Origin of the sequence: Caballeronia sp. J97 (assembly GCF_905220305.1) — a bacterium.
Classification (GTDB): Bacteria; Pseudomonadota; Gammaproteobacteria; order Burkholderiales; family Burkholderiaceae; genus Caballeronia.
Genome location: NZ_CAJMZL010000001.1, coordinates 668,787 through 681,874, shown reverse-complemented (window position 1 = coordinate 681,874; position 13,088 = coordinate 668,787). Strand labels below are relative to the sequence as shown.

The 13,088-nt window shown below is 61.8% G+C and carries 10 protein-coding genes and 1 tRNA gene; 5 read left to right on the top strand and 6 right to left on the bottom strand.

The window, feature by feature from the left end:
- Positions 1–180 precede the first annotated feature (180 nt).
- Positions 181–2,076 carry a bifunctional sugar phosphate isomerase/epimerase/4-hydroxyphenylpyruvate dioxygenase family protein gene (locus tag U4Y90_RS03065; protein ID WP_321792577.1) on the top strand — a complete coding sequence of 632 codons (1,896 nt, stop codon included), beginning with the start codon at positions 181–183 and terminating at the stop codon, positions 2,074–2,076.
- A gap of 14 nt (positions 2,077–2,090) precedes the next feature.
- Here U4Y90_RS03065 and U4Y90_RS03060 read toward each other — a convergent pair whose 3' ends face one another.
- Entirely contained in the window at positions 2,091–2,573 is a 483-nt protein-coding gene (locus tag U4Y90_RS03060) for a hypothetical protein (RefSeq protein WP_321792046.1), read from the bottom strand.
- Positions 2,574–2,583: 10 nt separating this feature from the next.
- On the opposite strand from U4Y90_RS03060, the gene U4Y90_RS03055 reads away from it, so the two are divergent.
- Positions 2,584–2,658, top strand: a tRNA-Arg gene (locus U4Y90_RS03055).
- A gap of 307 nt (positions 2,659–2,965) precedes the next feature.
- Here the strand turns inward: U4Y90_RS03055 and U4Y90_RS03050 are convergent.
- The 5 genes from U4Y90_RS03050 to U4Y90_RS03030 form a co-directional block, all read right to left on the bottom strand.
- On the bottom strand, positions 2,966–4,021 hold the full coding sequence (locus U4Y90_RS03050; RefSeq protein WP_321792044.1) for a 3-keto-5-aminohexanoate cleavage protein: 1,056 nt from the start codon (positions 4,019–4,021) through the stop codon (positions 2,966–2,968).
- Positions 4,022–4,185: 164 nt separating this feature from the next.
- Positions 4,186–5,478, bottom strand: a complete 1,293-nt coding sequence (locus U4Y90_RS03045; RefSeq protein ID WP_321792042.1) for an MFS transporter — start codon at positions 5,476–5,478, stop codon at positions 4,186–4,188.
- Positions 5,479–5,684: 206 nt separating this feature from the next.
- Positions 5,685–6,497, bottom strand: a complete 813-nt coding sequence (locus U4Y90_RS03040; protein ID WP_321792040.1) for a GntR family transcriptional regulator — start codon at positions 6,495–6,497, stop codon at positions 5,685–5,687.
- A 75-nt stretch (positions 6,498–6,572) separates the two neighbouring features.
- Entirely contained in the window at positions 6,573–7,781 is a 1,209-nt protein-coding gene (locus tag U4Y90_RS03035) for a CoA transferase (protein ID WP_321792038.1), read from the bottom strand.
- Between the two features lie 53 nt (positions 7,782–7,834).
- Positions 7,835–9,172 carry an MFS transporter gene (locus U4Y90_RS03030; protein ID WP_321792036.1) on the bottom strand — a complete coding sequence of 446 codons (1,338 nt, stop codon included), beginning with the start codon at positions 9,170–9,172 and terminating at the stop codon, positions 7,835–7,837.
- Between the two features lie 279 nt (positions 9,173–9,451).
- Here U4Y90_RS03030 and bktB point away from each other — a divergent pair, with 279 nt between their 5' ends.
- From bktB to U4Y90_RS03015, 3 genes are all read left to right on the top strand, one after another.
- On the top strand, positions 9,452–10,639 hold the full coding sequence (bktB, locus tag U4Y90_RS03025; protein WP_321792575.1) for a beta-ketothiolase BktB: 1,188 nt from the start codon (positions 9,452–9,454) through the stop codon (positions 10,637–10,639).
- Positions 10,640–10,859: 220 nt separating this feature from the next.
- Positions 10,860–11,981, top strand: coding sequence for a porin (locus U4Y90_RS03020; RefSeq protein WP_321792034.1), 1,122 nt, complete (start codon positions 10,860–10,862; stop codon positions 11,979–11,981).
- A 133-nt stretch (positions 11,982–12,114) separates the two neighbouring features.
- Entirely contained in the window at positions 12,115–13,086 is a 972-nt protein-coding gene (locus tag U4Y90_RS03015; protein ID WP_321792032.1) for a quinone oxidoreductase, read from the top strand.
- Positions 13,087–13,088: the final 2 nt, after the last annotated feature.

Below are 13,088 nucleotides of genomic sequence, written 5' to 3'. Positions count from 1 at the left end.
CACGAGGCTTGTCGGTTCGTGTTTTCACTAATTTGTACGGTCTAGTTAGTTTGTTATTATCTCGCAGAATGACATGGATTGCGCGCGTCCTTCAGGCTGACGTCCTACACTGGAAGGCACTGCTTTCGATCCATTTCGCGTTTACTGAATTGCAACGAGGAGGCAGCGATGCTGCGTTCAATCCGGACTTCCATCGCGACGGTATCCATCAGCGGCACGCTTCCCGAGAAGCTGCAGGCCATCAAGGCGGCTGGTTTCGACGGCGTCGAGATCTTCGAGAACGATCTGCTGTATTTCGACGGCACGCCCGCCGACGTGCGCCGCATGTGCGCGGATCTCGGCCTCGAGATCTATCTGTTTCAGCCGTTCCGCGATTTCGACGGTGTGTCCGCCGAGCGGCTCGCGAGGAACGTCGAGCGCGCGAAACGCAAGTTCGAGCTGATGCACGAGCTCGGCACGGATCGCATTCTCGTGTGCAGCAACGTCTCGCCGGACACGATCCGCGACGACGCGCTGATCACCGATCAACTCGGCGTGCTCGCGAAGATCGCGCAGGAAGCGGGCGTGATCGTCGCGTACGAAGCGCTCGCCTGGGGCCGCTACGTCAATTCGTACAAGCACGCGTGGAAGCTCGTCGACGCCGTGAATCATCCGAGCCTCGGTCTTGCGCTCGACACGTTCCACACGTTGTCGATCCGCGATTCCGTGGACGAGATCGCGTCGATTCCGGGCGAGCGCATCGCCTTCGTGCAGATCGCCGATGCGCCCGTGCTCGCGATGGACGTGCTCGAATGGAGCCGTCACTATCGGTGCTTTCCGGGGCAGGGCGCATTCGATGTCGCGGGCTTCACGGCGCGCGTGCTCGAAGCCGGTTACAAGGGGCCGCTGTCGCTCGAAATTTTCAACGACGGCTTTCGCGCCGCGCCGACCGCGATCACGGCGGCGGACGGTCATCGTTCGCTGCGCTTTCTCGAAGAGCAGACGCGCGAGCTGATGGGTGACAAGGCGCCGCCGGAACTCTTCAATCCGCCCGCGCCGCCCGAGCACATCGGTTTCCAGTTTCTGGAATTCGCCGTCGACGATTCGACGCGCGAACATCTGTCGCAATGGCTCGGCCGGCTCGGCTTCAGGCTCGCGGGTAAGCATCGTTCGAAGGATGTCGCGCTGTATCGGCACGGCGCGGGCTCGATCGTGCTCAACGCCGAAGCCGATTCGTTCGCGAGCGCGTTCTTCATGAAGCACGGCTTGTCGCTGTGCGCGTCGGCGTTTCACGTCGACGATGCGAAGCAGGCGTTCGAGCGCGCCGCCGCGTACGGCTCGCAGCCGTTCTCGGGGCGCGTTGGCCCGAACGAGCGCGTGGTGCCGGGCGTGCAGTCGCCCGACGGCAGTCTCGACTATTTCGTCGACGAGGCGCCGGGCGGCCCGACGCTGTGGGAGTCCGATTTCATCCTGACGGATATCGACGGGCCGTACGAAGTCGGGCCGCTTTCGCGCATCGATCACGTGTGCCTGTCGCTGCCCGCCGATGCGCTCGACACCTGGGTGCTGTTCTTCCGCAGCGCGTTCGGCTTCGAGACCGAGGCAGCCGTGCTCGTGCCCGATCCGTACGGGCTCGTGCGCAGCCGCGCGGTGCGAAGCCGCGATGGCTCGGTGCGTATTGCGCTGAATGCTTCGGTGGACCGTTACACGGCGGTGTCGGAGTCGCTGTCGACGTATCGGGGCTCGGGCCTCAACCACGTCGCGTTCAGCACGCCCGATATCTTCGATGCAATTCCGCGTCTCGAAACCGACGGCGTCAAGTTCCTGCGTATCCCGGGCAATTATTACGACGATCTCGTCGCGCGCTTCGGCCTGCCCGACGAGCAGATCGACCAAATGCGCGAACACAACATCCTCTACGACCGCGATGAGCGCGGCGGCGAGTTCTTCCACGCGTATACGGAGCAACTCGATCAACGCTTCTTCCTCGAAGTGATCGAGCGACGCGGCGGCTACGACGGCTACGGCGCGGCCAATGCGGCCGTGCGGCTTGCGGCACACGCGCAACAGCAGCAGCGCGCGCGTCAGGCGGTTTGAGCGCGGACAGGCGCTCAGGCGCTTTGAGTTTTTTCGCCGCCGGCCGCTTTCTCGCGTTCGCGTCTGAGTTCTTCGTCGCGCGCGCGGCCGGCGGCCTCGAATGCATCGATATGAAGAAACAGCCGGTGAACGGTCTGAATCTGCGTGTGAGAGAGATGTGACTGACGCGTGATGGCCGCAAGCCGCTCGCGCCAGTACGATGGCGGTAGCAATGGTCCGCCGAGATCGCACGACAATGAACGACGCAGCACCAGTTCGAGGTGCATCAGGTCTTGGTCTGCCAGCAACGCCGAGAACGCGCCCTGCGGCTTGGTATCGGGGAATGGGTCCATTACTCCGATGGCGGCAGACTTTATCGAAACTTGATAGGTGCAAACCCTGGGTTTCGACGATTTGTCTCTACGCGCGTCCACGCGTTCGAATTTCTTCGTGGAGATCGCGATCCCGCGGATGCCGTTTGCTATACTCTGCGCTCGCCTGGCCGTGCTGTCGGTCATGCGCGGTCCGCTCCCCGTAGTTCAATGGATAGAACGAGTGCCTCCTAAGCGCTAGATGCAGGTTCGATTCCTGCCGGGGGGACCAGTGCCCCTCTCTCAAAGCCTTTTCAGGCTTCTTCTTCTTTTTCTTGCCTGCTTGCCACGCCGCCGCTCTCCGGGTGGTGCAAGGGCGCGTCCCGAAGCGGAACTCGATGTGCGGATGGTCTTCGGTTTCTCTTTCCGCGAGACGCGCGCGCAGATCCCTGGGAAAGACGGGATCCGCGGAGCATCAAGCGATCAAACGTGACGGTATAAGAGGCAAGGCGGTGAGGACAAACCCGAGTTACATCGTACGGGATGTTCTACTGGCGCCCTCGGCATCGAATTCCTTGCCTCGTCGACATCACAGAACTTCAGACCGGCTTTCGCAGGAATCCCTGATTTCCACCGTTTCGATTCGGCGCGAAACCATTCTCCCGCAGCGTCTCGTCCGCCGTTTCATAGAAGACGCCGATCTTCATGATCTCGCGCGCCTGCTGGGCTGTGGCGATGGGGCGGCCGAATTCGCCGGCGATGCGCACCAGTTGCTTGATCTGTTCGACGGAACTCATTTTCCCGGTGCGCGTCTGGTTCCACAGCACGTCCTCGATGCCGCATCGAACATGCAGACCCAGGGCCATGCCGATCATGTTGACGGGCAACACGTTCAGCACCGAACTTTCGACGGTGATGATCGCTCCGTCAGGCGCAGCGCGCAGGAAATTGGCGAGATTGTAGATGTTCGCCTGATCCATGCCGCCACTGATCGCGACCCAGTTCATCACCAGCGGGCCTTTGTACACGCCACGGCGAATCATCCGCTCGATCGTCTCGAAGCTGTTGATGTTGTAGCACTGGAACTCGCTCTGGATGCCGGCCGCGGTCAGCCGGCGGATATGTTCTTCGACCCAGCTCGGATTCGAAGGCACGATCATGTCCTTGTACGTCGCGTACAGGTGAGGGAAGCCGCGCGACACGCCTTTGAAATCGTCGAGACCGGCATGCTCGGTCACGTTCATCTGCGTGGTGTTGACGGTCACCGTGACCTGATCCGGCTTGGGATCGAGCTCGGCCAGCATATGCCGCGTGTCGTCGCTGAGCCACTTGGCGGCCTGGCCTTCTTCCGGTGCGAAACTGATGGAGCCGCCGACCTGAATGACCATTTCCGGCACGCGCTCACGCACGCCGGCTATGAGTTCGTTGAACATGGACAGGCGCTTGCTGCCACGGCCATCGGCTTCGCGCACGTGCAGATGCAGGACGGTCGCCCCGGCCTCGTAGCAATCCACGGCCTTCTGGATCTGGTCTTCCATCGTGACCGGAATGTCTTCGGGGAAGTCGGAGGGAATCCAGCCGGGCGCATACGGCGCGGCGGTGATGATCAGCGGTTGTTGATTCTCGGGATACAGGTGGCCATCGAGGAAGTTCATGGTGATTTCTTCATCAGGGTTGAGAGGTCAGAATGGCTTGATCATCCGGCCTGAAGGGACTGCGCCGCTTTGCATCTGATGCCTGTGACTTGTCTTCTCATGCCAGAAGCAGTACTAAACAAACAGCGCATTCCGATTCGCATCGGAAAATCAAAAGGCCGTTGTTAACGCTTCGCCTCGGCGATACTCAAGCGCCTGCCGAGCATGAACACCGCGAACGGAAGCACGGCCAACAGTGGAAGCCAATGCAATGCATCCTTGAGACCGAAGGCGTCGGCTGCGGCGCCGGTCAGGAAAGGGCCGGCTGCGAGACCGAGGATGTTGTTGAAGAGCGTGAGGGTCGCGAATGCCGAGCTATGGATGGCAGGCGACGTCGCCGCGGCAACGATCGGGCTGCATGTGCCAAAGGAACTCGCGAGAAAGAACACGGCGGCGCCGAGCAGAATGAGTTGCGAGGTGCCTTGGGGGACGCGAAACGCAATCGTGAGCAAGACGCCTAATGCAAGGCAATACGTTGCGGCCATGTTCCATCGCTTGAGGGATGAACCGCCGCATACGCGATCGGTGATCACGCCGCACATGAGCTGTCCCAGACCGCTGACGAGGACGAGGGCCGCCGCCGTCAATGCAGCCTGACTGACGGACATGCCCCAATAGCGGTTCAGATAGCTTGGCAACCATACGAACAGCGTGCCCTGAATGAGGACTTGCAGTGCGCAACCGAGATACGCGCAGAACACCGATCGACTCGGAAAGATGGCCGCAACAAGCGCGCGCAGCGGCATTTTCGCAGCACCGTAGCTAACCGGCTCGGCATCGTTCGGATGGGCGCGTTCGAGCTTTTTGTCGCTCACCACGCAGCAATACACGACGAGCAGCGCGAAACCGAACACGGCCATTGCGCCCATCGACCAGCGCCAGCCGAAATGCGTCGCGATGACCCCGGAAAGCGACACGCCGAGCACCGACCCGAACGCGGCCGCAGACGTGAAGCCGCCCGCGATGCCGGAGCGCATATGCTTCGGAAAGATGTTGACGAGAATCGCAATCCCGACGCTGCCGTACGCCGCCTCGCCGACCCCGACGAAAAAGCGTGCAACGAGCATCTCTTCGTAAGTGCTCGCGATAGCGCACCCAAGCGTGGCGACGCTCCATAACGCGACCATCAGCGCAATGCTTTTCGCGCGTCCCCAGCGATCCGCGACGATCGAAAACGGCAGCGTCAGCAGGCCGACGGTCAGCGGCACGACGCCGCTGATCGAGCCGAGATGCGTGTCCGACAAGTTCCACTGCGTTTTCAGAATCGGAAACAGCGCATTGAGCGCCTGCCGCGACATGTAGTCGGAGAGCAAAAGACAGAACATCAAGGCGAATACCACCCATGCATACGATCGTGCGGATGCGCGTGTGGCGGGGGTCGTTCCGGCTCGCATGTCGTCAGCCGTGTATAGATTCATCGGTGTCTCCTCCTGTGATTGAACCACTTCTTCGGAGAAGCGTATCATTCGATTTAATTTATGTCGACATTAAACGATTAAGGGTTAGACCTCATGTTTCGCGGTGCAAGACGAACGAAGCCGCCCGCCAGGCCGGAAGCAACTGGAGGGAAACGATCTGACGAAAGGGGAGGCAGATGCGCACCGGAAGCGCCGGTGCGCGGGCTTCAGTCTTGCGAAGCGAGCGATGTATCGCGTCTGGACCGCGTATTGCGTTTCGTCGTCGCGGGCGGCGCTACGGCCTGAACCGCGGCATCGCGCGCTTCGTCGAGACGTTGCGCAGCAAGCGAAAGCAGCGTTTCGTTGTCGCGATTCACGATTGCCTTATGCAATGCACGCCAGCGCTTGAGTGAAAGGCGAATGGATTGCGGCGCGGCCACCATGCTCAGCCGCAAATAACGCAGCGTCCTGAGCGAAATGGATTGCAGCAGATCCACCAGCAGTCGATTGCGGCACAGATCGACCGTAGCGAAATTCAGGAGAAAGCTCTCGACCGCATACGCATCCGCCGATTCATCGGCGGCCTTGACGAGCCTCGGCAGACGCTCGGCCAACAGCGCTTCCAGCTCGGCCGGGCTTTCGTTGGCGACCTGTTCGAGCATCGTCAGATAAAGCACGCTGCGCACGCGGAAAATGTCGCGAAGCTCGTTTTCGTCGGGCTCCGTGACGATCGCCCCGCGTCGCGCCTGAAACTCGATCAAACGATCCCGTTCCAGAATGCGCAGCGCTTCGCGGACCGGCGCGCGGCTGACGTGAAGCACTTCGCTGATGTCCTTTTCGAGCAGGCGCTGGCCTGCCTTGAGCAGATCGAGCGTGATGACGCCGGCCAGCCGAGCGGCGATCTGCTCGGCAATGGGCGTGGACGCGTAAGCCCAGTCCTGGCCGCGCAGCACCGCGCGTTCGACGGCCAGCATCAGCGGATTTTTCGGCGTCAGCAGCGCGGAAAGGTCGGGGAGGTTCTGAGTCTTTTGTCGGGCCATGTCGAGTGAGTGACGCGCGTCAACGGTGAATAGCCCGATTTTATGGTCCTGCTTTGTGTAATGTCGACAAAAATCTTATACGATGCCGTCCGCTCTGAGCCGCGCGATCTGAGCATCGTCCATAGCGAGCAGCGAGCGCAGCACGTCTTGCGTGCCTTCACCGAGTGAGGGCGGCGCATGCCGCACCGGAGGACGCTCGCCATCGAGACGATAGGGCGGTGAAAGCACCTGCATCGCGGTGTTGCCGGCATGGCGCAGATGCGTGACGAGGCCGGAAGCGGTTGCGCGCTCCGACGATAACGCTTCATGCAGGCCCAGCACTTCGCCGCACGGAATGTTCGCTTTCCTCAGGCGGTCGAGCAGAACGGCCCGCCTGCGACGCGCCAGTTCGCGATCGATCTCGGGCAGCAGAGCAGCGCGATTCTTGGCCCGGGCGATATTCGTGCGAAACCGGTCATCCTCGGCAAGTTCGGGACGTTCGATGACCTCGCGACAGAAACGCGCGAACTGCATGTTATTGCCGACGGTGATGACGAGCGGGCCGTCTTCGGCATTGAACACGCCGTAGGGCACGATCGACGGATGTGCGTTGCCGTAGCGCATCGGGTCCTCGCCGGTCATCAGCGCTTCGAGTCCGTAGTACGAGGTGATCATCAGGCCGCAATCGAACAGCGCCATTTGAATGTGACGCCCCGTTCCTGTTCGCTGGCGCTCGAAAAGGGCTGCGAGCACCGCTTGCGCGGCATACATGCCGGTGAAGAGATCGACAGCGGCAACGCCGAATTTGAGCGGCGGCCGACCGGCCTCGCCGTTCAATGCCATCAGCCCGGCTTCGCCTTGCACGAGCAGATCGTAGCCGGGACGCGCGGCTTCGGGGCCGGTCGGATCGTAGCCGGTGATCGAACAATAGATGAGCGACTCGTGTTCCTCTTTCAGTCGCGCATAGCCGAGCCCGAATTTTTCCGCGCCGCCGTGCCGGAAGTTTTGCAGCACGACATCGCACTGCAGGGCAAGCGCCTGTGCGATGCGCTGTCCCTCGGCGGTTTGCAGATCGATCGTGACGGAGCGTTTATTCCGGTTCGCGCTGTTGAAGTATGACGTTTCCGTCGCGCCGACGCGCAGCCCCCAGTCGCGTGTGTCGTCGCCGCGTTGCGGATGCTCTACCTTGATCACGTCCGCGCCGAGATCGCCGAGCACCGAGCCGCACCACGGGCCGGCCAGCACGCGGGAAAGATCGAGCACGCGCACGCCGGCGAGCGGCAGCGAAAGGGATGAATTCGGCATCGAGATTCCTGATGGTGAAGTGTCTGGAACAGGCGTGGTTTCGTGAGCGAACGTCATTCCATCAGCGGCGCGCGCACGCGATCATCCGTGGCGAGAGGCGTCACGTCCCGCACGGACGCGACGATACGCGAGACATCGCTGTCATAGCTGCGCATGGCAATGACGAAACATACCGCCGCCAGCAGACTGCACAGCGGCGTAAGCGCCAGCGCGTGCTGCAAGCCCCATCGATCGGATAGCACGCCCGCGAGAAACGGACCGACGGCCAATCCGAACATGTTCTGGAAGAGGGATACCACGGCAGCACCCGTCGACCGCATGCCCGGATGAACGACGTCCATCGCGACGCCCGCCACGATGCCGACCGTGCAGTTCATAAAGAACGCGCCGACCACGATCCAGGCGAATTGCACGTCGCCCGTATAGGGTCCACCGAACGCGGTAGTGAAAATCACGCATGTCGTTATGCATAACAGCGACAACGCGGGAAGCTTGTTGCGCGGCGCGCGCTGCGTGAGGCGTCCGACCGCTATGCCCCAGAACGTGCAACTCAGCGCGCTGACCAGCACCACGCCAGCGGCGGCTCTTGCCGCCACCTCGATATTCATCGCGTGATACCGATTCAGATAACTCGGCAGCCACGACCACATCGCGGAGATGGTGATCAATTGCGCGGCCGCGCCGCCGCAAACGAAGAGCAGGGTGCGCGTGCGCAGCAGCGTGGCGAAGATATGCGTGAGCGTTTCACTCGTGCGCTGCGGGGCGGATGTGAGCGCGACCGTGTCGTAATCACGCACGCGCATGTAGAGCAGCGCGAGCAAAAGTCCGGGCACGCCGACGACACCGAACGCCGCTTTCCAGCCCCAGTGCGCCGCGATGATCCCGCCGAGAAACACGCCCAATACCGAGCCCAGCGTTGGCGCGGCGAAGAACACCCCGAGTGTCGCGCTTCGCAGGCGCTGCGGAAACAAGGTCGCGATAAGCGCCGCGCCCACCGATCCGTAACCCGTCTCGCCGAGTCCCACCACAGCGCGTGCAGTGAACAACTGAACGAAATTGCCGGTGAACATGCACGAGATGGTCGCCAGACTCCACGCAATTGCCATCACGACGATGCTTTTCACGCGGCCCGTGCGGTCCGCGATCAGCGCGACGGGAATGCCGCCCGCCGCCACCACGATCGAAACGATCGACACCAGCGAGCCGAGTTGCTTGTCGCTGAGATGCCATTCGCTCCTGATATGCGGAAACAGCGAGACGATCACCTGCCGGTCGATGAAGTCGAACAGCATGAGCGCGAAGGTCATCGCGAAGGCAAACCACGCCTGGCGTCGGTTCGTCAGATAGTCGTCACGATGGCCGGCCGAAAGAAGATCGGGATTCACGTTCATGCTTGGCTGTCTCCTGAAGTCCGCGCCAGTCCTGACGCTCGATCCGACTCTAGAGATCATCGACGCGTATCGCTTTGCAAGTCGCGTCAGACACTTCACATTCGATGCCACGTCGACGCTGTTCAGCGTTAACCCGCGCTGTCAGGAAATGTTTAGTGCCTGGCCGGATTGGTCAAGTGGACGAGAAGCCGCGAACCTAGACTGGCCCCGTCGATTGCTTCTTTCGAGAGCAACATGGCGTTGGGGTGTACGGGTCTTTTCAGTTCGGTGAGGCAGGTCATGTTGAGCAAACGTGAAGTAGTGGTGTTGGGCGCGGCGCGCTCCGCGATCGGAACCTTCGGCGGAGCATTGGCCGAATTCGAGCCCGCGGACCTCGCAGGCAGGGTGATGACGGAAGCCGTCGCGCGTTCGGGCGTCGATCCGCTGGAGATCGAGTACGTGACCGTGGGCAACACGATTCCCACTGACAGCCGCTTCGCCTACGTGGCGCGCGCCGCCGCGGTGCAGGCCGGTCTGCCGATGCGTTCGGCGGCGATGTCCGTCAACCGGCTGTGCTCGTCGGGGCTGCAAGCCATCGTGACGACCGCGCAAAACATTCTGCTCGGCGATTGCGATTACGGCGTGGGTGGCGGCGTCGAAGTGATGAGCCGCAGCGGGCATTTGCTCGCTGCGCTGCGTAACGGCGTGCGCATGGGCGACGCGAAACTCATCGACATGATGCTTGCGACGTTGACCGATCCGTTCGGTGTCGGGCACATGGGCGTGACTGCCGAAAATCTCGTCCGCAAGTGGAATATCACGCGCGAGGAGCAAGATGCGCTCGCGGTGGAGTCGCATCGCCGGGCGGCGCGGGCGATCGCGGAAGGGCGCTTTGCTTCGCAGATCGTGCCGATCGTGAAGCAGACGCGCAAGGGCGAAGTCGTCTTCGATACCGATGAACACGTCAAACCCGCAACGACCATGGAGTCGCTTGCCAAGCTGGCACCGGCCTTCAAAAAGGACGGATCGGTGACCGCCGGGAATGCGTCCGGCATCAACGATGGCGCAGCCTTTTTCGTGCTGGCCGACGCAGCCGTCGCGAGCGCGGCTGGACATGCTCCGATGGCGCGGCTCGTGTCATATGCGGTTGCGGGTGTATCGAACGAGATCATGGGCGAAGGGCCGATTCCCGCGACGAAGCAGGCTCTCAAGAAAGCAGGCTTGACGCTCGATCGAATGGACGTGATCGAAAGCAATGAAGCCTTTGCCGCGCAAGCGATCGCGGTCGCGCGCGGCCTCGAACTCGATCCGCAGAAGACCAATCCGAACGGCGGAGCGATTGCGCTGGGACATCCGATCGGCTGTTCGGGCGCCTTTCTCGCCACTAAAGCGATTTATGAACTTCGGCGCGTCGCGGGCCGCTACGCGCTCGTGACGATGTGCGTCGGCGGCGGGCAGGGTGTCGCCGCGGTGTTCGAGCGACTGTAGCGCCGAGGGTTTGTCCCGAATCACGCTCGCTTTATTGTTGTCGACTTTAATATTTGGCGCTGATAGACTGGATTCAAGATGACCGTCGCCTTGTTTTGCGCGGGAATCGTGGTTACGCAGTCGGGTCGGCCAACATCAGTAAATATTCGGATTGCTGAATAAAAGAAAAGCATCGCCGGCAGGCTTCCGATAAAACCGATGCGAACCAAACGGAGACAAAATGAGAAAAGCACGACTCGCGATCTCGCTGATCGCACCACTGGCATGCGCGCCCGCATTCGCGCAGAGCTCGGTCACGCTGTATGGCATCGTCGATACGGGCGTCGAATATCTGACGCACGCGACGCCGACGGGTGGAGCGGTTGCGCGCATGCCGGTGATCGGCGGTGGCGACGTGCCTTCACGATGGGGCTTCAAGGGATCGGAAGATCTCGGTGGCGGCCTCAAGGCGATCTTCACGCTCGAGAACGGCTTTTCTCTTTCCAACGGCGCGTTGCAGCAGGCGGGCCGGCTATTCGGGCGTCAGGCCTATGTCGGCCTGAAGAACGACTGGGGACAACTCACGTTCGGCCGCCAGTACAGCATGATGACGTGGGCGATGATCGATGCGAATATTCTCGGCGCGGCGGGTATCGGCAGTCTGGGATCGCTCGATAGCGCTCTGCTCGCGGACCGTTTCGACAACGCCGTCTCCTATACCGGCACGTTCTACGGCTTCACGCTCGGCGCGACGTATTCCTTCGGACGCGATTCGTCGACGACCGTCAATTGCGGCGGTCAGGTTGCTGGCGACGCGGTTGCATGCCGCGGCTTGTCGGCCATGATCAAGTACGACGCGAGCAACTGGGGTGTCGCGACGTCCTACGAAGAACTGCGGGGCGGCCCGGGTTCCGCGCCCAATGCCGTGGTTCCCGGCGCGCCCGGCGTCGCGTTCACGAACTCCGGCGATACGGACCGTCGCTATCAGGTGAACGGCCATCTCACCGTGGGACCCGTGCGCTTCGGCGCGGGCTGGATTCATCGCCTCCTTCATGGCGATGCGCGCTCGGTCAAGACCGATATCGAATGGCTCGGTGCATCCGCGCTGTACGGCGCGTGGCAGTTCGATGCGCAGGTTTCCCACATCGGCAACGCCACGGACGATGCCAACGGCACGCTCGGCGTACTCAGAGCCAACTACTACCTCAGCAAGCGCACGTCGGTGTACGGCGTCGCGGGCTACATGAAGAATCACGGGAAGGGCGCGATCTATTCGGTATCGGCGGGCACGGCCGTTCCCGCGGCGCCGTTCGGCGGCTCGAATCAGATGGGTTTCGAACTCGGCATTCGCCAGACGTTCTGATTGCGCCGACGTGCAACGAAGCGGGAATGTACCATCGATAAATAATAATGTCGACATAAATACGAATTCGCGTTATGTTTCATGGAAGGACATCGCGGCGCGATCGTCTGTTCATCATCAAGGACTATTCAACATGGCAAAAGCAATTCGATTCGATGAAACCGGCGGCCCCGAAGTGCTGCGTCTGGAAAGCGTTCAGGTGGGCGAGCCCGGTCCGGGGCAAGCGCGCGTGCGGCACACGTATGTGGCGGTCAATTTCATCGATATCTACTACCGCACCGGGCAATATCCGCTCGCGCTGCCCAACGGTCTCGGTTCCGATGCGGTGGGCGTGGTCGAAGCGGTCGGTGAGGGCGTGCACGATATCAAGGTGGGCGACCGCGTCGGATACCTGCTTGGTCCGCAGGGTGCGTATTCCGATGTGCGCGTGATGCCCGCCGACGTGCTGATTCCCTTGCCCGATGGCGTCAGCGACAAGACCGCCGCGACGCTCATCATGAAGGGCATGACGGCGCAGTACCTGTTTCGTCAGGTGTATCCACTCAAGGGCCATGAAACGATTCTGTATCACGCAGCGGCGGGCGGGGTCGGACTGATCGCGTGTCAGTGGGCGCGTGCGCTCGGTGTCACGATGATCGGCACGGTCAGTACGGACGAAAAAGCCGAAGTCGCAAAGGCGAACGGTTGCACGCATACCATCGTCACATCGCGTGAAAACATCGCCGAGCGTGTGCGGGAGCTTACGGACGGCAAAGGTGTCGAGGTCGTGTTCGATTCGGTCGGCAAGGACACATTGGACGCATCGATCGACAGTCTTCAGGTGCGCGGCACGCTGGTGAGCAACGGCACATCGTCGGGGCCGGTGCACATCGACACGCGGGTATTGGCGCGCAAAGGTTCGCTATGGGTGACGCGGCCCGCGATGGTTCATTACGCCACACCACGCCCGCACATGCTGTCGATGGCGCGTGAGCTGTTCGATCTCGTGATCGCCGGGAAGATCAGAAGCGAGCCTGCCCAGAGCTTCGCGCTCGCCGAAGCCGCCGATGCGCATCGCGCGCTCGAGTCGCGCAAGACGGTGGGTTCCACGGTTCTCGTGCCGTGATA

Coding starts and splice junctions, on each gene's coding strand:
- U4Y90_RS03040 (WP_321792040.1), bottom strand. CDS start 6,497: ATGGCCCGACAAAAGACTCAGAACCTCCCCGACCTTTCCGCGCTGCTG.
- U4Y90_RS03050 (WP_321792044.1), bottom strand. CDS start 4,021: ATGAACTTCCTCGATGGCCACCTGTATCCCGAGAATCAACAACCGCTG.
- U4Y90_RS03045 (WP_321792042.1), bottom strand. CDS start 5,478: ATGAATCTATACACGGCTGACGACATGCGAGCCGGAACGACCCCCGCC.
- U4Y90_RS03015 (WP_321792032.1), top strand. CDS start 12,115: ATGGCAAAAGCAATTCGATTCGATGAAACCGGCGGCCCCGAAGTGCTG.
- U4Y90_RS03030 (WP_321792036.1), bottom strand. CDS start 9,172: ATGAACGTGAATCCCGATCTTCTTTCGGCCGGCCATCGTGACGACTAT.
- bktB (WP_321792575.1), top strand. CDS start 9,452: ATGTTGAGCAAACGTGAAGTAGTGGTGTTGGGCGCGGCGCGCTCCGCG.
- U4Y90_RS03035 (WP_321792038.1), bottom strand. CDS start 7,781: ATGCCGAATTCATCCCTTTCGCTGCCGCTCGCCGGCGTGCGCGTGCTC.
- U4Y90_RS03020 (WP_321792034.1), top strand. CDS start 10,860: ATGAGAAAAGCACGACTCGCGATCTCGCTGATCGCACCACTGGCATGC.
- U4Y90_RS03060 (WP_321792046.1), bottom strand. CDS start 2,573: ATGACCGACAGCACGGCCAGGCGAGCGCAGAGTATAGCAAACGGCATC.